16 protein-coding genes are annotated in these 17,266 nt (G+C 68.4%); 6 read left to right on the top strand and 10 right to left on the bottom strand.

Annotated elements, in window-relative coordinates:
- The first annotated feature begins 86 nt into the window (after nucleotides 1–86).
- Nucleotides 87–269 (top strand): hypothetical protein, encoded by a 183-nt coding sequence (locus DBZ45_RS19585; protein WP_111905501.1) that lies wholly within the window; start codon nucleotides 87–89, stop codon nucleotides 267–269.
- 109 nt (nucleotides 270–378) lie between these two features.
- On the opposite strand, the gene DBZ45_RS19580 is transcribed toward DBZ45_RS19585, so the two are convergent.
- From DBZ45_RS19580 to DBZ45_RS19535, 10 genes are all read right to left on the bottom strand, one after another.
- Entirely contained in the window at nucleotides 379–876 is a 498-nt protein-coding gene (locus tag DBZ45_RS19580; protein WP_111905500.1) for an SRPBCC family protein, read from the bottom strand.
- 13 nt (nucleotides 877–889) lie between these two features.
- Entirely contained in the window at nucleotides 890–1,222 is a 333-nt protein-coding gene (locus DBZ45_RS19575) for an ArsR/SmtB family transcription factor (protein ID WP_111905499.1), read from the bottom strand.
- A 45-nt stretch (nucleotides 1,223–1,267) separates the two neighbouring features.
- A complete protein-coding gene (locus DBZ45_RS19570) occupies nucleotides 1,268–3,115 on the bottom strand; it encodes an FAD-dependent oxidoreductase (protein ID WP_223257176.1) in 1,848 nt (615 codons plus the stop codon).
- Between the two features lie 20 nt (nucleotides 3,116–3,135).
- A complete protein-coding gene (locus DBZ45_RS19565; protein ID WP_111905498.1) occupies nucleotides 3,136–3,975 on the bottom strand; it encodes an aldo/keto reductase in 840 nt (279 codons plus the stop codon).
- Nucleotides 3,972–4,820 (bottom strand): sugar phosphate isomerase/epimerase family protein, encoded by an 849-nt coding sequence (locus DBZ45_RS19560; protein ID WP_111905497.1) that lies wholly within the window; start codon nucleotides 4,818–4,820, stop codon nucleotides 3,972–3,974. Before DBZ45_RS19560 ends, DBZ45_RS19565 begins: the two co-directional genes overlap by 4 nt.
- Nucleotides 4,817–6,925, bottom strand: a complete 2,109-nt coding sequence (locus tag DBZ45_RS19555) for an oxidoreductase (RefSeq protein WP_111905496.1) — start codon at nucleotides 6,923–6,925, stop codon at nucleotides 4,817–4,819. Before DBZ45_RS19555 ends, DBZ45_RS19560 begins: the two co-directional genes overlap by 4 nt.
- A gap of 2 nt (nucleotides 6,926–6,927) precedes the next feature.
- Nucleotides 6,928–8,091: a Gfo/Idh/MocA family protein gene (locus DBZ45_RS19550; RefSeq protein WP_111905495.1), complete on the bottom strand. Its 1,164-nt coding sequence runs from the start codon at nucleotides 8,089–8,091 to the stop codon at nucleotides 6,928–6,930.
- An 87-nt stretch (nucleotides 8,092–8,178) separates the two neighbouring features.
- Nucleotides 8,179–9,549: an MFS transporter gene (locus DBZ45_RS19545; protein ID WP_111905494.1), complete on the bottom strand. Its 1,371-nt coding sequence runs from the start codon at nucleotides 9,547–9,549 to the stop codon at nucleotides 8,179–8,181.
- 176 nt (nucleotides 9,550–9,725) lie between these two features.
- Complete coding sequence (locus DBZ45_RS19540; RefSeq protein ID WP_111905493.1) at nucleotides 9,726–10,523, bottom strand: IclR family transcriptional regulator; 798 nt, start codon at nucleotides 10,521–10,523, stop codon at nucleotides 9,726–9,728.
- A complete protein-coding gene (locus DBZ45_RS19535) occupies nucleotides 10,523–11,308 on the bottom strand; it encodes an IclR family transcriptional regulator domain-containing protein (RefSeq protein ID WP_111905492.1) in 786 nt (261 codons plus the stop codon). Before DBZ45_RS19535 ends, DBZ45_RS19540 begins: the two co-directional genes overlap by 1 nt.
- Nucleotides 11,309–11,515: 207 nt before the next feature.
- On the opposite strand from DBZ45_RS19535, the gene DBZ45_RS19530 reads away from it, so the two are divergent.
- From DBZ45_RS19530 to DBZ45_RS19510, 5 genes are all read left to right on the top strand, one after another.
- Entirely contained in the window at nucleotides 11,516–12,844 is a 1,329-nt protein-coding gene (locus tag DBZ45_RS19530) for an MFS transporter (RefSeq protein WP_111905491.1), read from the top strand.
- A gap of 107 nt (nucleotides 12,845–12,951) precedes the next feature.
- The gene (locus DBZ45_RS19525; protein WP_111905490.1) at nucleotides 12,952–13,848 is read left to right on the top strand and encodes a LysR family transcriptional regulator; all 897 of its coding nucleotides are present in this window, start codon (nucleotides 12,952–12,954) and stop codon (nucleotides 13,846–13,848) included.
- Nucleotides 13,849–14,027: 179 nt separating this feature from the next.
- A complete protein-coding gene (locus DBZ45_RS19520; protein ID WP_111905549.1) occupies nucleotides 14,028–14,336 on the top strand; it encodes a YciI family protein in 309 nt (102 codons plus the stop codon).
- Nucleotides 14,337–14,345: 9 nt separating this feature from the next.
- Nucleotides 14,346–15,431 carry an alcohol dehydrogenase catalytic domain-containing protein gene (locus DBZ45_RS19515; protein WP_111905489.1) on the top strand — a complete coding sequence of 362 codons (1,086 nt, stop codon included), beginning with the start codon at nucleotides 14,346–14,348 and terminating at the stop codon, nucleotides 15,429–15,431.
- Nucleotides 15,428–17,077, top strand: coding sequence for an FAD-dependent oxidoreductase (locus DBZ45_RS19510; RefSeq protein ID WP_223257175.1), 1,650 nt, complete (start codon nucleotides 15,428–15,430; stop codon nucleotides 17,075–17,077). Before DBZ45_RS19515 ends, DBZ45_RS19510 begins: the two co-directional genes overlap by 4 nt.
- The last annotated feature ends 189 nt before the right edge of the window (nucleotides 17,078–17,266 follow it).

Below are 17,266 nucleotides of genomic sequence, written 5' to 3'. Positions count from 1 at the left end.
GCTGCCTGAGGCCTCCGAGCGTTCCTGGGCTGCCCTGTTCCGCGGCATCGCATTGGCGCCATGCCCAGACACGAAAGCACTGAAAAATGACCTTTGAGACCGCCGAATCAATGACGATCAAGATCTGGGACCGTTCTGCAGTGAACCACACGCTGGAGACGCTGGTGCACGATTTCTCGAGCCGGGCCAACGCAAAGAAGAGCGACGTCGCCGTCACCCTTAGCGGCCCGAACACCTTCACGCTCAGCCTGAACACCGCTGCCCTCTAGGCAGCACCCCGGACAGAACGTAAGAGGACGACGGCGGGACATTCCCGCCGTCGTCCTCTTGCGTTGCGCCGGATAAACCGGGCAGTTTACCGACTATCCGGGCAGCCCGTCAGGCACGGGCGGGCTCGGCCAGGAGGGCGTCGATCTGTCCGGCGGCCTCCTTCATTCCCTCCTCCATGCCCATCTCCATCATCTGGTTCATCTGCTCTTCGGACTGGAAGACGGACTGGACGGTCATCCGGGTCCGGCCGCCGACGTCCTCCAGCGTGACGGTTGCGTGCGCGGCGCCCATGGCCTCGACCGGAGCGCCGTCGTCGTCGGCGAACCCGTCGTCGAACTCGAGGTGGTTCGGCGCCTGGATGTCGGTGATGCGCCACCAGCCGCGGGGCTTCTCGCCGTCCGGGCCCGTCATGTAATAGGAAGCCTCGCCGCCGGGGGTGAATTCGTACTGGCTGAAGGTCGCCGGATAGGTGGGCGGTCCCCACCAGCGCTCGAGCTGCCGCGGGTCTTCCCAGATCTGCCAGACGCGTTTCACGTCGGCGTCGAATTCTGCCACGAGGGTGAAGCTGAGCGCCTCTGGGTTCTTGGTGGAACTGATAACCGTCATTGCCGGACCCTTCCTATTCTTCAGCCAGGATGTCTGCGATCCGGGCGACGCGCTGCCGCCAGATCGCCTCGTACTCGTCAAGCAGCCGGCGGGCTTCCTTCAGGCCGTCATGATTGCCCCGCACGATCTGCTCCCTTCCGCGCTTCTCCTTGGTGACCAGGGAGGCGCGCTCCAACACCGCCACGTGCTTCTGGACGGCGGCAAAGCTCATGGCGTAGAGGGCCGCCAGGCCGGTCACCGAGTACTCCCCCACCGCTACCCGGCGCATGATGTCCCGCCGGGTGGTGTCCGCGAACGCCTGGAAGAGGCGGTCCAGTTCGGCATCGCTAAGCTGATCTACAACCATTTGGTTGTAGAATATTCCGACCCCGGGTGGGTGTCAATATCCGGTTTAGCCTGCAGCCCGTTCAGCTCCCACAGCGGCTCCGGACTCCGAGGGCACGGCTTTCGCGGGCACTGCATTTGCGGGCACTGTCCCGTCGTCCTCGTACTCCACCGCCCCGGCCAGATCGCGGCCGGCGACGTATCCGAACGCCAGAGCCGGGCCGAGGTTGATGCCGCCGGCCGGGTAGTGCCCGCCCATCACACTGGCCTGGTCGTTGCCGGCGACGTACAGGCCCGCGATGGGCCGGCCGCCGTCATCAAGGGCGCGGGAGCGACCGTCCACGTCCAGGCCGGCGAACGTGCCGAAGCTCCCCGGTAGCACGCGCACGGCGTAGAACGGGCCCTTCTCGATGGGGCCCAGCGACGGGTTCGGCGTCACCGCCGCGTCACCGCCGTAGCGGTTGAAGGGCGTGGAGCCGCGGCCGAAGTCCGGGTCCGTGCCGCTCGCCGCATGGCGGTTGAAGCGCTCCACCGTGTCCTTCAGCCCGGCCGGATCGATCCCGCATTTGACGGCGAGTTCCTCCAGCGTCCGGCCCTTCGTCAGGTAGCCGGAGCGCAGGTAGGGGAAGAGCGGCACGGGCAGCGGTTTGGCCATGCCCAGCGTGAAGCGCCGCACGAAGCGGGAATCGGCGATCTGCCAGGCCTCCGGCTGCTCCCCCGCCGGCGTGGCCGCCAGCATCGCCGCCACGTAGTCGTAATACCCGTTGGCCTCGTTGACGAACCGCTTCCCGCTGCGCAGGACGCCGATGCTGCCGGGCTTGGCACGGTCCATGATGTGCGGGAACGTGCCTGTCCGGCCGCTGCGGTACGGCACCAGCGACACCGGACACCATGCGGCTGCGGATTCCACGCCGGTCCTGAAACGGGCGCCCACCGACTGGCCCAGGCTGATGCCGTCGCCGCTGGCCTCCGCAGGCGCCAGCGTCCAGTGTTCGCGGCCGGTTGGGGTGTGCGGGAACAGTTCCTTCCGGCGCTGCACGTCCTGCGGGAAGCCGCCGGCCGCCAGGACCACTCCGCGTGCGGCGTTGATCCGCAGTTCCCCTTCGGGGGTTCCGACGACGGCGCCCGTCACCTTGCCGGCGCCGTCGGCCAGCAGCCGGCGGGCCGGCGTGGAGACGCGGACGTCGACGCCGAAGCGGTCTGCGGACTGCAGCAGCCGGCCGGTCATTGCCGTCCCGTTGACCAGCTGCATGTTGCGCCGGTGCGTCAGCAGATCCAGGAGGTGCAGGCCGAATCGCCAGCCTGCATGGAGGAGTCCGCGCGGATTGCCCCGCGACGCCGAGAGGAATCTGGTGAGGTCCGGTCCGGCCATGATGCCCATGCCCAGGAACGAGGTTTCATACAGCTGGTGCCGTAATTTGGCGCGCAGCTCCGGACGGATCCGGCGGGCGTTCATGGGCTTGGGCCCAACTGAGCGGTGCCCGGTCCCGGCACCGGGAAGCCCCCCATAGACGTCGTTGATTTTGGCACCCGGGACGAACTGCAGCGACGTCTTCTGGTGGAAGAAGCCCACCATGTGGGGCACGGCCTCCAGGAACGCGTCCACCCTGTCCGCCTGGTAGTCGGCCCCCAGGACTCTGCGCAGGTAGGTTCGGAAGGTCTCCTTGTCCTCGCTGACGCCGGCGGCCCGGGCCAGCGGATTGCCGGGCGCCCAGGCCCAGCCGCCGGACCAGGCCGTGGCACCGCCGCAGACGTCCGCCTTTTCCACCACCACAACCTTCAGCCCGTGGTATGCGGCCGTCACGGCTGCGGCCAGGCCGCCCGCGCCGGAGCCCACCACCAGGACGTCGCAGTCCAGGGTGCGCAGGTTGTCTCCGGCAGCGGAGTGGATTGTTGCATCAGTCGGGAAAGTCATCTCTTGCTCCAGTTGTTCTTTCAGTGTCCGAATTCGTCAGAGTCGAGCCGCGGCGGTGCGCCCGTGTCCAGGGCATCGATCCCGGCCATCTCCGCCTCGGTGAGGGCAAAGTCGAAGACGTCGAGGTTTTCGCGCTGCCGCCGGTCGTCGGCGGACTTGGGGATGGCCACCCGGCCGGACTGGACCCGCCAGCGGAGCACCACCTGCGCCGGCGTCTTGCCGTATTGCGCAGCGGGAGCGGTGACGGCAGGGGCGGAGAGGAAGCCGCCGTTGCGGCCCAGCGGGCTGTAGGCAGCGGTGGCGATGTTGTGTTCCCGGTGGAAGGCCAGCTGGTCGAGCTGCTGGTGTTCGGGATCGATCTGCACCTGGTTGACCGGGGCTTCCAGGCCTGCCGACTGCAGCTCCCGCAGGTGGGCCGGCTTGAAGTTGGAAACACCCCAGCACCTGATCAGCCCCTCCTCGGCCAGCCGGGTGAGCCCCTCGGCTGCCTCGACAAACCGGTCATGGGCAGGGTTCGGCCAGTGAATCAGGAAGAGGTCCAGGTACTCGGTGCCGAGCCGGCGGGTTGCCGCGCCGAAGGCCTCGCGCACGCCCGTCGTGCCGTGCCACTGCTTATTGAACTTGGTGGTGAGGAACAGCTCCCTGCGGGCAATGCCGCTGCGGCGGATCCCCTCCCCCACGGCCTCCTCGTTGCAGTAATTTTCCGCCGTATCGATATGCCGGTACCCGTTGCCGATCGCCCGGGCCACGGCATCGGCGGCTTCCTCGCCGGTCATCGGCCAGGTGCCCAGCCCGATGAGGGGAATTACGACGCCGGGTGCCAGTTCCGCCGTCGGGTTTTCCTCTGTTTTTTGGCTCACTTGATTCCTGCTTTCTGGAGGTTGCCTGCCACCTGCAGCACCGTGTCGGCAGCTTCCTTGAGCTTCCGTGCCCAGCCCAGCTCTCCCAGGCGGGCCACCGTGCTGTCCGACGGCACCTCGACGCTCACGGCATGATCAGCGGGAAAGAGGTTGACCAGGGCGGCAAGGTCAAACCCCCCCTCGCCCGGAACGCCGCGTTCCGAGCGCGACTCCGCCACCAGCTGCGCGCGGTCGGCCGGACGTTGTGCCGGCCCGTCGCACAGCTGCAGCAGCGGCACCAGGTCGAGGTTCGCCTCGAGGTCCTGCCACTGCGCGGACCCCGTGACCGCCCCGAAGCGGTTCAGATGGAGCGCGTCCACCACGACGTTGCAGCCCGAGGACCGGGCCAGAGCCGCCGCGGCGGGAATGGAGTTCACCGCCTGGTAGGAGATGGGCTCTAAGGTGGGGACGATGCCGTAGCTGCGGCCGTCCTCGGTTATGCGGGCCAGTGTGTCGGCAAGGCGTCCGGTGTCGGGGTCGGACGCGGCCACTGTCAGGGATGCGGCGCCGAGGGCCTGCCCGGCCTCCATCATGGCAAGCCAGGCATCGCGCTGGTCAGTGCCGTCCAGCAGCAGAAACTCGATGTCGCGGACCGCGACGCCGGTGTCGGCCATCCGGGCCAGGGTCTCCTTCAGCATCGGCGACCCGGGCTGCAGGTCATAGGGCCGCTCAGTGGGTGTGACCGGCCGGACGCGGGCGCCGATGAAGTCGAAGCGGGCTTCGGCGGCGATGGCCACCAGCTGCGGCGGGGCGGTGTCAAGGAGGGACAGCTGGGCCAGGCCCAGCGGGCGGCGCGGTGCGCTCATGATGCTGCTCCGTTCATGCTGAGTTCTACGGGACGGGCCGATTCGGCGGCTGGTGCGAAGGGTTCGGCCGCAAGAGCAGCGGCGATGCGCTGCGCGGCGTCGTACCCGCTTTTCACTGCGTTGGAGGCGATGGCGGGGGTCCGGTCCACAACCGTTCCGGCCAACGCCACCGGCACACCGGCCGCTCGGGCCAGGTCCGCCTCGCGGTCCGCCGCGGAAACGGAACCGTCCAGCGGCAGCACCGAGCGCGAAACCAGCAGCGGGCCCGGAGCATCCAGCCATTCCGGGCCGGACCCGTCCTCGGCCCCGTCCGGGAACGGGCCGGCAATACGGACGCGGCCGCCGTCGTATTCCTCGATCGTGGCACCCAGCCGGATCCGGACCCGCGGATTCTGTTCGAGCCGCGGCACGGCAAGGATCTTTGCCCGCCGCCCGGATTCCGGCGCGAGGACCTCCTGCGGCCCCACCAGCAGCACGGCGGCGCCGCGGCCCGCGAGGGTGTCGGCCAGGCTCATCGCCACGGAGTCCGCACCCCAGATGGTCACGGCTTCCGGGACGACACCGTCCGCCGGCCCGTCGGAGCCGAGCACCCCGGGGTGGGCGGCGAGCCAGTCCCGGACGTCCACTACGCCGGGACGGTCCGCGCCAAGGAAACCTGCCCCCGGCCGGGTCCCGCCGGTGGCCAGCACGACGGCGTCGGCCCCGGTTTCCCGGACCAGCCCGCCGAGATCGGCAAGGTCCGCCCGCCCGCCCAGGCGGACGTCAACACCCAACCTGTCGTTCTCCTCTGCGGACCAGTCGGTGAACCGGTGGAAATCCGGTGTCGACTTCATCCGTTCCGCGAGGGCGAACTGCCCACCCAGCCGGACACCGCCGTCGAACACGGTCACCTGCGCACCCGACTGCGCCAGTTCCCGGGCGGCCGTAAGGCCCGCCGGTCCGGCGCCCACGACGGCCACCCGGGTGCCAGGCCGGACGGCCGGCGTCGGAACGGGAACCCGCGAGCGCCCCACCGCGGGGTTGACCGTGCACGTGACCTGCCCCTGGCCGAGGGTGTCGATGCAGACGTTGCACGCGATGCAGGGACGGTAAGCCTCGCCGCGGAGCACGCCGCCCACGAAGGCGGGGTCAGCGTGGATGGCGCGGGCCAGGCTGACGAAATCACAGGCACCGCCGGCGAGGACCTCTTCGATGACGGCCGGCGAGTTCAGCCGCCCGGCCATGCCCAGCGGAAGGCCGAACTGCCGGTACGCCGTGGCGTAGTCGCGGAGCAGTCCGGGCTTCCACTCGCCGGGCTGCACGATCCATTCGCCGGCGTCGTAGCTGCCGGCGGACAAGTCGAGGAAGTCAAGCTGGTCCAGGTGTGCGTTGGCCATGATGGCCACCTGGCGTTCGGCGCTGATACCGTCCGCCGGGCCCTCGACGACGGACACCCGCACCCCGAGGATGGCGTCCGGTGCGGCCCCGCGGACGGCGTCGATGACCAGGTTCAGGAAGTGCTCCGGCGCGGCGAACTCATCCGTGCGGTGGTTGGAGATGGGGGACATGAACTGGTGGATCAGGTAGCCGTGGGCGCCGTGGATGTTGATCACGTCGAAGCCCGCTGCCATGGCCCGGCGGGCCGCCGCGGCGTAGGACTGCACGAGGTCGTGGCATTCCCCGGCCGTGAGTTCCCGCGGAATCTCCCCGCCGGCCACCGCACACGGCACCGGCGACGGCGCCACGTTCTTGTGCCCGGAAACCGCTGTCTGCGCAGTCCGGCCGCCGTGGTTAAGTTCGACGGCGGCCAGCGCACCTTCAGCGTGCAGCGCGTCGGTGAGCCGACGCAGCCCGGGAATCATCCCGTCCGTGTGCAGGCCCAGCTGGTGGGTGCGGCCCTTGCCGTCTGCCCGGACGTACGTGGCTTCGGTAGTGACCAGTCCCAGGCCTGCCCGGGCGCGGGTGACGAGGTAGTCGATGTACTGCTCGGTGATGTGCCCGTCGGTGGTGCCGTAGTTGCGTTCCATCGGAGCGGAGACGAGCCGGTTGCGGAGGGTCCGCGGCGTGCGGCCGTTCCGGCCCAAGGTGAGCGGGCGGGCGGCATGGCGGGTTTCGTGTTGGGTCATGGCTAGCCTGCCGCTTCCGCAGGAACACGGGTTCCGGCTGAGACCTCGACGTCGGCCGGCACCTGGACGCGGCCCGAAGCCTCAACGTCAGCGAAGCAGACGGGGCGTCCGGTGCGCGCGGATTCGTAGACCGCCAGCAGGATGCGGAGCGATTTCAGGGCGTCCTTGCCGGTGATGGCGGGCTCGGTGCCGGCGTCCAGGGCCTGCACGAAATCGCGGACCTGGCTGGTGTGGTGCGGAATCAGCTGGCCGTTGATAGTGGAAAGGTCGATATTCGGTTCCACGCCCTCTGGATGGACGGGTTCCACAGTGATCTTTTCCCCCACGGCCCACAGGTCCAGCCGGCCGTCGCTGCCCTCGGGGAACTCCGTGAGCGATGCCGAGGCGCCCGTTTCGCCCGTGATCCGGAGCTGGATGCCCAGGTTGGGCGACACCGCCGTTGACGCTTCCAGCGTTGCCATGGCGCCGGAGGTGAACGTGATGACCGCCGTGGCGGAGTCCTCCACCTCGATGTAGTCGCCGTGCCGGTACGTGTTGACCTTCCCGTAGACCTCCGCCACGTCGCCGAGGTACCACTGCAGGAGGTCGATCTGGTGGATGGCCTGCGTCATGAGCACGCCGCCGCCGTCGTTCTCCCAGGTGCCGCGCCACGCGTCCCGGTTGTAGTATTCCGGCGCGCGGTGCAGCATCACGGAACACTGGGCCATGAGCGGCCGGCCCAGCGTTCCGTCGTCGATCGCATTCCGGATTTTCTGGGCTGCAGGCCAGAAGCGGCGCTGGAACAGCGCCCCGAACTGCACACCGGCCTCCTCGCACGCCGCAACCATCCGCTCGGCCGAGTCCAGCCGGGTGGCAATCGGCTTTTCGCACAGCACATGCACGCCGGCCGCCGCTGCCTTGAGCACCACCTCCTCATGGGTCGGGTGTGGCGTGCAGACCGAAACGATGTCCACGCCCAGCGCCAGGAGCTCCTCCACGGTGTTCACCGCGTTCGGCACGTCCCAGTTCCGGGCGGTGGCGCGTGCCCGGTCCAGGTCGATGTCGCACACCCCGACTACCTGCACATTGTCCAGGGCGCCGAAGGCCTCGAGGTGGTTGCGGGAGATGGCGCCGCAGCCCACGATTGCGGCTCGGTACGTGCGGGGGGCGGTTGCTGGCGGGGTCATGGTTCCAACTTTCTTTTCTGTGTGGTCGGGGCCGCTGGTGAGTGGCGGGCGGGTGAGTGGCGGGGACGGGTAGCCGGCCGTAGGGTCTCAGACGGACGTCCGGCGCTCCCGCGGCAGGCCCAGCTCCTCGAGCGGGGTCTTGTGGGTTTCGCGGGCCGTGGCGATGGCGATCGCGGAGACCGCCAGGCAGGCCACCGTGAAGACTGCCACCGGGATCCAGCCGCCGGGTCCCGGCTGGGCCAGGACGGTGGCGATGGCGGGTGCGAAGCCGGTGAGAATCAGGCCCACCTGGCTGCCGATGGCCATGCCGGAGTAGCGGACCGGTGCCGGGAACATCTCAGGGAAGAAGACCGTCCAGACACCGTTCCAGCAGGAGTAGAAGACGGACATGTTCAGGAACCCGAAGACGAAGATCATGGCGATGTTGTGCTCGCTGATGGCCCAGAAGTAGCCGAACGAGGTGACGGCGCAGCCGAGGGAGCCCACCAGGAGCACCTTCTTGCGGCCGAACCGGTCGGAGATGATTCCGGCCAGCGGGATGGTGAACATGGACAGGCCGATGGTGAGCGCATTGACCGTAAGCATGAGGGTCCGGTCCAGGCCGATGCCCTTGCCGGTGGCGTAGGCCAGGGCATAAACGGTGAAGGTGGTCTGCATGACGGAGAACAGCATCACGAGGGCCACTCGCAGGACGTCGCGCCACTGCGTTTTCAGCACCTCGGCCGCCGGAATGCCCTTGGGCTTCTTCGTTTCCACGGTCTCTTCGAAGACGGGCGGCTCGTCCAGCCGGGTGCGGATCCAGTAGGCGACCAGCAGCACCACGGCGGACAGCCAGAACGGGACGCGCCAGCCCCAGCCCAGCAACTGTTCCTCGGGGAGGGCGGCGAGCGGGATGAACACCACCGTGGAGAGCACCATGCCGGACGCGTAGCCGGTCATCACGAAGCTGGTGAAGAAGCCGCGGCGTCCCTCCGGGGAGTGTTCCATGGTCAGTGTGGACGCGCCCGCGGCCTCGGCGCCGGCGGAGAATCCCTGCGCCAGCCGGCCTGCCAGCAGCAGCGCCGTGGCCCAGTAACCAATCTGGTCATAGGTGGGCAGGAAGCCGATGCCGATGGAGGCAACCCCCATGATCACCAGCGTGATCATCAGCGCCTGCTTGCGGCCGATCCTGTCCCCGAAGTGGCTCATGATGACGCCGCCCAGCGGCCGGGCCAGGTAGCCGACGCCGAACGTGGCCATCGCGCCGAGCAGGGCAACCACCGGGTCTCCGCCTGGGAAGAAGATCTTGGGGAACACCAGCGCTGCTGCGGTGCCGTAGATGAAGAAGTCGTAATACTCCAATGTGGAGCCAAGGAAGGAAGCCAGTGCGGCCTTCTTTGGGGTCTTCGCCGGAAGGCCTTCCGCGCGTTCCAGGACGGCGGCCTCCGCGGCGGGGGTGGGGGGCTGGACGTGTCCCATAGGTTCTCCTCGTTGAGTTTCCAGGGCGGCCGCCACCTGCTGGCGGGGCCGAAGAGTTGGGCGTGCACCCTGTCCGGGTGGCTGTCGCTCTGGGGAAAAACACTAGGAGCAGGGAGAGACGGCCCGGGGGAACTTCCCGTTCAACGGGACGCGTTTCGAGAGGAGATAGCCGTTGGTCAGGACCCTTGGAGCCAGGGCCTTGTGCCGTAGGGGCGGCGCTCTGCGCCCATGGTCCGGGAAAGGCCGCGCCCTGCGGCCACCAGGACGGGAAGAACCACCTTGGGGTCCTCGTCCGCCGTCGGAATCACGACGGCGATCGCGCCGATCACGCTGTTGCCCTCACCAAAGACGGGGACGGCATAGGCGGTGTTTTCCTGCACCAGGACGCCGGCCATGCGGACGTAGCCGCGTTCCCGGGTCAGGGCGAGCTGGGCGCGCAGCCGCGCCGGGTCGGTCTCCGTGGCGGCAGTGGTCTTCTCCAGCGGCCCAGCCAGGAACCGCTCCTGCACGTCGCGCGGCATGTGGGCCATCATGGCCATCCCGGACGAGGTGTTGTGGATCAAGAGCCGGCCGGCCACGGCGGCAAGATTGGTGGCGGTGCCGTGCCGGTCCAGCTGCTCCAGGTACAGCACGGTGCCGGAACCGACGTCGGGAATGGAGAGCGAGACCTGTTCCCGGACGGCGGCGTGGACTCCTTCGAGGAACGGAAGGCCCCGGCGTCGGAACTCCTCGAGCGGATTGCTACGGGACGCCAGCTCCCACATCTTCATGCCAACGCCGTAGTCACCGGCCTCGCTGCGGTTCAGCAGCCCGCTGTCCACCAGGTCGTTGGCCAGCCGGTGCGCCGTACTGCTGGACATGCCGGTGGCCCGGACCAGTTCGCTCAACGACATCCGCGGCCGGCCCTTCGAAAAGGCGTCGAGGATTTTCACCACGCGCTGGATGACGGATTCGCCGGAGGGCGAGTTGGCCATCAGGCCCGCCGCAGCCCGGACGCGTCCCCGCCGTAGTCCAGGCCGATCTGCCGGGCGACCTCCTGCAGGCGCGGCACCACGGACTTTTCGATGTCCTCGGCAGACGACTGGTGCGTCTGCAGGGAAACGTTGACGGCCGCCACCACGTCATGGCCGCGGCACACCGGCACCGCCACCCCGCGCAGCCCCTCCTCCAGTTCCTGCGACACCATGGCCCACCCCCTGGACCGGGCGCGGTCAATCTCCGCCCGCAGCTGCTCGGGGCTGCCAACGGAGTGCTCGGTCAGTTTCTGCAGCCGGACGGTGTCGAAGTAGGTCTGGAGCTCTGCCTCAGTCAGCGCCCCCAGCAGCACGCGCCCCATGGAGGTGGCCCAGGCCGGGAACCTGGTTCCCACGGTGATGGTCACGCTGAGGAGCCGGGGCGAGGGCACGCAGGCGACATACACGACGTCGGCGCCGTCGAGAATGCAGAGGGACGTGGTTTCGTTCAGCTCTGCAGCGAGGGATTTCAGATGCCGGTCCGCGATGGCGGGCAGCTCGAGGTTGGCCAGGAAGGACCGGCCGATCTCCAGCGAACGGGCAGTCAGTTCGAAATGCGCCCCGTCCGCCCGCAGGTAGCCGAGGTCTGCCAGGGTCAGGAGGAACCGCCGGGCGGAAGCCCTGGTGGTGTAGGCGGCCGCGGCCACCTGGGAGACGGTCAGCCGGGGCTTGTTCGGGGTGAAGGCCCGCAGCACGTCGAACGCCTTCTCGACCGATTTCACGAAGTAGGCCGGCTGTTCGTCCATGAGCTCCCTGCACCTCAAGCTGCGCGCTGTTCCTGACCTACCAAGAATACGGGCCGGTATCCGGCAGGGCGCAGGGGACAAACAACGGATTGTGAGTCACTTCACTCTGCGCTATCCTTTTTCTAGTCGCATATCGCACGTCTGTTCGCGATACGCACAAATCCAAAAATCCGGACACCGTCTTTCAGTGCGGAAGGACCCCCTGCAATGACCGATCTCGCCCCCACTGCCACCGCTGCGGCGAAGCAGTACCAGTTGAAGCGCGCCAAGAAGGCCGCCCTCGCAGCCTTCCTGGGCGGCGCGCTGGAGTACTACGACTTCTTCATCTACGCCACAGCGGCGTCACTGGTCTTCTCCAAGATCTTCTTCCCGTCCGGCGACCCCACTGTCGCCCTCATCGCCTCCTTTGCCACCTTCGGCGTGGCCTACGTGGCACGGCCCTTCGGCGCCGTCGTCTTCGGCCACCTGGGGGACAAGATCGGCCGCAAGAACACCCTCGTCCTGACCCTCGTGCTGATGGGATCGGCCACTTTCCTGATCGGCGTACTGCCCGACTTCAACTCCGCCGGCTACTGGGCACCGGCACTGCTCGTGGTGCTGCGCCTCATGCAGGGATTGTCCGCCGGCGCGGAAACCGCCGGCGCTTCTGCCCTGTCCACCGAGGAAGCACCTGAAGGACACCGCGGCTTCTTTGCGAGCTTCGCTATGAGCGGCATTTCCGCCGGCATCGTCCTTGCCTCCCTTGCCTTCCTTCCCGTGGCCGCCATGAGCGAAGCCGACCGGCTCTCCTGGGGCTGGCGCATCCCGTTCTGGCTGTCCCTGGTGGTGCTGGTGGTCGCCTACCTGGTCCGGCGCTCCCTCGAGGAGCCCGAGGTCTTCGAGGAAAAGCACGACCACGGCGAACTGGTGAAGCTCCCGTTCGCCAAGATGTTCAAGACGCACCCGGTGCAGTTCTTCCAGGTTGCCCTGATGTCCTTCGAAACCGTGACCAACACGTTCATGCAGTCCTTCGGCCTGGCTTACGCCGTTTCCGTCGGCGTACCGGCATCGACCATGCTGTGGGTGAGCATCGTGGGCAACGTCATCGCCATGTTCAGCCAGCCGCTGCTGGCCCGGCTCTCGGACCGCTTCGGCCGGCGTCCGGTGTTCATCGCCGGCGTCCTGGGATCCGGACTGATGATCTTCGTCTACTTCTCCGTCATCTCCACCGGCAACATCCCGATGATCTTCCTCGCCAGCACGGTGATCACCGCCGGCACGTACTCCATGTCCAACGCGATCTACCCGGCCTGGTTCTCCGAGCTGTTCAACGTCAAGGTCCGCTACTCGGGCATGGCCATCGGCCTGCAGGTCGGCATCCTCTGCGCCGGCTTCACCCCGCTGCTGGGCACCGCGCTGGTCGGGGCCGACAAGGCCAACTGGGGCCCCGCCGCCTGGATCGTCGCGGCGTCGTCCCTGCTGGCCGTGGCCGGCGCATACTGGGCCCGCGAAACCCACAAGACCCCGCTGCGGGAACTGGGCAACCCGGTCCGGTAAACGCGAACGAGCAGATAGTGCCCTCAGATTGCTAGTTTGAGGGCATTATCTGCGAGTTCGGCATCCGCCGTTTCGGGACGTCGGGGGAACTGCACAGGAGGAACTGCATGGAGCTTCGGCAGATCGAGGCTTTCCTTGCCGTGGCGGAGGAACTGCACTTCGGCCGGGCAGCGCAGCGCCTCCGCATGGCCCAGTCGCCGCTGAGCCAGACCATCCGGAAGCTCGAGAAGGAGCTCGGCTCAGATCTGTTTGAGCGCAATACCCGCTCGGTGGCCCTGACGACGGCGGGAGTCGCCTTTCTTCCCCATGCCCGCCGGATCATCGACGAACTTGATCTCGCCCGCCGGTCCGCTGTCACCGAACCCGGCACGTTCTACGGCCGGCTCAGCATCGGCTTTTCCGGGGCACTGAACCACCGGACTCTGCCCCCGCTGACCCGGGCCCTCCGCAACCGCTACCCGTCCCTGGACCTGACCCTCACCGGCGGCCTTCTGACCCAGGACGCCCTGCAGCAGCTCCGGAACGGTTCCCTGGACCTGGCCTTCGTCGGGTTGCCGCTGGATGCGGGCGCGCTAGCCACCCGCCCCATCGCCCTCGAACAGCTGGGCGCCACCGTGCCGGTGGACCATCCGCTGGCCGAACGGCCGGCCATCGGGCTCGCCGAACTGTCCGACGACGGGTTCGTCACCATGCGTGCCGCGCAGGGATCCACGCTCCGCGAGGGCATCTTTGCTGCCTGCGGGGCCGCGGGGTTCCGACCCAGGGTGGCACAGGAGGTCACTGATCCGTACACCGCACTGTCGCTGGTGGCCGGCGGCGTCGGGGTGAGCCTGATGCCCGCCTCCGTCGCCAGCATCATGCCCGGCGGGACCGTGTTTATCCCGCTGACCGGCACCGCGCCGCTGCTGGAGTCGGGCCTCGCGTGGAACCCTGCCGGCATCTCCCCCGCCCTGGCGCTGGCCCTGGCCGTCGCCGAGGAAGTCCTCCCGACGCCGGCAGGCTGAGGCACGGTCCTCACCCCGCGGGCAACGCGGCCGGCTGAGGCACCCAACCCGGCCTCCCGCCGTCGTGCATTATGTGTTTTCCGCACATGCTCATTGACCAAATAAGTGTTGGACGCGGCACAATCGCGGTGGCCACGATGGAGGGGAACATCCACCCGCTCAACGATGAGGACACACCCATGGGAACATTTGCTGTCACCTACGCCTACTCTGCCGCCTCCACCGCGGGACGGGACGAACACCGCCCGCGCCACGTGGAGTTCCTGCAGAAGCAGTTCGACGACGGCAGGCTGGTGAAGAGCGGTCCGTTCGGGCCCGAGGAGGACCCGGGCGCGCTGCTGATCATCGAGGCGGCTTCGAAGGCCGACGTCGAAGCGCTGATGGACCAGGACCCGTTCTACCGCAACGGCCTCGTGGAGAAGCGCAGCATCCGGCAGTGGCACGTGGTCTTCGGTGCCAACACCGGCGCCGATACCGCGCGGAACTAGGAGCGCGTCATGCTGATCGCGCGCACCGTCGCCAAGGAGACCATCCGGTACGAGGACGTTCCGGAGCCTGCAATCGAGCCGGGTCATGCCGTGGTCCGCGTCCACAACGTCACCCTCTGCGGCACCGACCTGCACATCTGGGAGGACGACTACCCGGCCGGGCTGCCCGTCATCCAGGGCCATGAATTCGCTGGCATCGTCGAGGCCATCGAAGACAACGACGCCGGCATCCGCGCCGGTGACCGCGTTGCCGTCAGCCCGATGGTCTACTGCGGGCAGTGCCGGCCGTGCCGCCTTGGCCGGTTCAACGTCTGCGAGAACATCGGCTGCATCGGCTGCTATTCGGACGGCGCCCTCGTGGAGCTGCTCAGCGTGCCGGTGGAGAAACTGTGCCCCGTGCCGGACGGCCTGGAACTCGATCTCGCGGCCATGGCCGAACCCGCCTCCATCGCCATGCAGGCGGTTAGCCGGGGGCGGCCGTCGTCCGGGGAAACGGCCCTGGTGCTGGGCAGCGGACCGATCGGATTGCTTGCCACGCTGTACCTGACGGACCTGGGCGTCGCCGTGGTCTGCGCCGACACGGAGCCGGACCGGCTGGAGCTGGCCGCTGCGTTTGGCGCTGTGGACACACTGCTGGTGAATCCCCGCGCCGGTTTTCCCGCTGCCGACCAGGCCGCCCGGCTGGATGCGCTCACGGACTCGTCTGGCCCGGAGCTGGTCATCGAGGCCACAGGTGTTCCGTCCTCATTGGAGAACGCCATCCGCCTCGTGGCCAGCGCGGGACGGATCGTGCAGGTGGGGATTTCGGCGCGGACCGCGTCCGTTCCCATGAACGCCATCCCCTTCAAGGAGATCGACCTGCTGGGCAGCCGGAACAGCCTGAACCTCATCCCGGCAGGGCTGGAGCTGCTGGCCGGGCACCGGGACCAGGCCCGTGCCCTGTTGACGCACCGCTTCCGCTTCGAGGACCTGCAGCAGGCCTTCGAATTGATGCGCAGCCGCACCGAGCCGGTAGGCAAGATCGTGGTGGACATGCCGGTCGCGCAGGCGGCCCACGGGGCGGGGACCACTGCCCTCACGGAGGCTCAGGCGTGAGCGGGAGCGGAGGCTCGGACGGTGCGGCCCCTTTGCTCACCCCCGCCGGGAACATCTCGGGCACCTACGACGTGGTGGTCGCGGGCAGCGGCGCGGCCGGCCTGGTCGCCGCGATCCGGGCGGCCGACGCCGGCCTGATGGTGCTGGTGGCCGAGAAGGCGCAGTTGCTGGGCGGCACCACAGCGGCCGGAGGCGGCGTGATGTGGGCACCGAACAACCACCTCGCCCTCCAGGCCGGTTACCGGGACAGCCACGAGGACGGGGTCGCGTACCTCACCGAGGCCGCCGGGCACGTGCTGACCCGCGAGGAAGTGGAGTGGTACGTCAGGACAGCACCGCGCGCCGTCGCCTATCTCGACGGCGAAACCCGGCTGTCCCTGACACCGATCGCCCGCCCGGATTACCACATGGAATGGCGCGGTGCGGCCGACGGCGGACGCGGCCTGGACAACGGCGCTTTCGACCCGTCGGGGTACCCGGGCCTCGCGGAGGCGATCCGGCCGTCGTCGTATTTTCCGCTGCTGACCATGACCGAGCGCGACCAGTTGAACGGCCGGGCGGCGGATCCGGAGCTGCTGGCCCGGCGTGCCGCCACAGGCGTGCGGACCATGGGCGGAGCCCTGGTGGGGTCGCTGCTGGCGAGCGCGTTGGACCGCGGCGTGGTGGTTACGGTCTCCGCCCCCGTCGAGGATCTGGCCCGCGATGAGGACAGGTGGACCGTCACCCTCGGCGGCGCGGCAGCGGGCAAGACCACCTCAGCGGCCGCCGTCGTGCTCGCTTCCGGCGGCTTCGAATGGAACCCGCGGCTCCGCCAGGCGTTCCTGCCGTTTCCGGTGACGCCCATCAGCGCGCCGTCCAACGAGGGCGACGGCCTGGAGCTGGGGCTGAAGGCCGGCGCCGCCGTGGCGGACATGACCGCAATCTGGGGCGTGCCGGTGATTTCCGAGTCCGCCCACGAGTACGACGGCGTGCGGTCCGGCCGGATGGGGAACGTGGAAATGACCCTCCCGGGCTCGATCACCGTGAACGCCGCCGGAAATCGGTTCGTGAATGAGGCGCTGAACTACCACGACGCCAGCCGTGTCTTCGCCTCCGTTGACCCGCTGACCGGCCGCCAGCAGAACAACCCGGCGTGGCTCGTGTTCGACGCGGCGTACCTGGCGAAGTACCCGGTGGCAGGTTCGCCCGCCGGTTCCCCGGCCGATTGGATGACGGCCGCGGACTCGCTGGAGGAGCTGGCCAGCAAGGTCGGGATGGATCCTTCCGGCCTGGCTGCCACGGTGGCCCGCTTCAACGCCGACGCCTCGAAGGGAGTGGACACGGAGTTCCACCGCGGCGCCACACCGCAGGACCGCTTCCTGGGCGACGCCGCCAACACGCCCAACCCGTGCCTGGCCCCGTTGACGACGGCCCCGTTCTACGCCGTCCGAATTTCCGCCGGAGTGCTGGGAACCTCCGGCGGCCTGGACACCGACTTCAACGGCCGCGTCCTCGACCGGCGCCGGCAGCCGATCCCCGGACTCTATGCGGCAGGCAACGTCTCCGCGGGCGTGTTCCGCAACAACTACCCCGGCGGCGGAGCCACCCTGGGCTCGGCCATCACCCGTGCCTTCGCGGTAGGCGAGCACCTGGCCGCCAACCTCTAACCGCGCCGACTGATGGTGTTTTTGTCCATTCGTCGCGACTTCAAGGGCGCTTAGCGGCCAACTTCTGCACAAAAACTCCAAAGCAATGAAGGACGACGGCGGGACCTCCCGCCGTCGTCCTTCTTCCGTTAACTCCTGTGATGCAACTCATGGAAAAGTCTTGACAAGCTTGTACAACTCTTTCCATAC

This window comes from Arthrobacter globiformis (genome assembly GCF_003261175.1).
Taxonomy (GTDB): domain Bacteria; phylum Actinomycetota; class Actinomycetes; order Actinomycetales; family Micrococcaceae; genus Arthrobacter; species Arthrobacter globiformis_A.
The sequence above is the reverse complement of the archived record's forward strand: the minus strand, read 5'-3'. Positions and strand labels throughout refer to the sequence as shown.

Coding starts and splice junctions, on each gene's coding strand:
- DBZ45_RS19540 (WP_111905493.1), bottom strand. CDS start 10,523: ATGGCCAACTCGCCCTCCGGCGAATCCGTCATCCAGCGCGTGGTGAAA.
- DBZ45_RS19515 (WP_111905489.1), top strand. CDS start 14,346: ATGCTGATCGCGCGCACCGTCGCCAAGGAGACCATCCGGTACGAGGAC.
- DBZ45_RS19585 (WP_111905501.1), top strand. CDS start 87: ATGACCTTTGAGACCGCCGAATCAATGACGATCAAGATCTGGGACCGT.
- DBZ45_RS19520 (WP_111905549.1), top strand. CDS start 14,028: ATGGGAACATTTGCTGTCACCTACGCCTACTCTGCCGCCTCCACCGCG.
- DBZ45_RS19555 (WP_111905496.1), bottom strand. CDS start 6,925: ATGACCCAACACGAAACCCGCCATGCCGCCCGCCCGCTCACCTTGGGC.
- DBZ45_RS19545 (WP_111905494.1), bottom strand. CDS start 9,549: ATGGGACACGTCCAGCCCCCCACCCCCGCCGCGGAGGCCGCCGTCCTG.
- DBZ45_RS19580 (WP_111905500.1), bottom strand. CDS start 876: ATGACGGTTATCAGTTCCACCAAGAACCCAGAGGCGCTCAGCTTCACC.
- DBZ45_RS19525 (WP_111905490.1), top strand. CDS start 12,952: ATGGAGCTTCGGCAGATCGAGGCTTTCCTTGCCGTGGCGGAGGAACTG.
- DBZ45_RS19570 (WP_223257176.1), bottom strand. CDS start 3,115: ATGACTTTCCCGACTGATGCAACAATCCACTCCGCTGCCGGAGACAAC.
- DBZ45_RS19550 (WP_111905495.1), bottom strand. CDS start 8,091: ATGACCCCGCCAGCAACCGCCCCCCGCACGTACCGAGCCGCAATCGTG.
- DBZ45_RS19530 (WP_111905491.1), top strand. CDS start 11,516: ATGACCGATCTCGCCCCCACTGCCACCGCTGCGGCGAAGCAGTACCAG.
- DBZ45_RS19560 (WP_111905497.1), bottom strand. CDS start 4,820: ATGAGCGCACCGCGCCGCCCGCTGGGCCTGGCCCAGCTGTCCCTCCTT.
- DBZ45_RS19535 (WP_111905492.1), bottom strand. CDS start 11,308: ATGGACGAACAGCCGGCCTACTTCGTGAAATCGGTCGAGAAGGCGTTC.
- DBZ45_RS19575 (WP_111905499.1), bottom strand. CDS start 1,222: ATGGTTGTAGATCAGCTTAGCGATGCCGAACTGGACCGCCTCTTCCAG.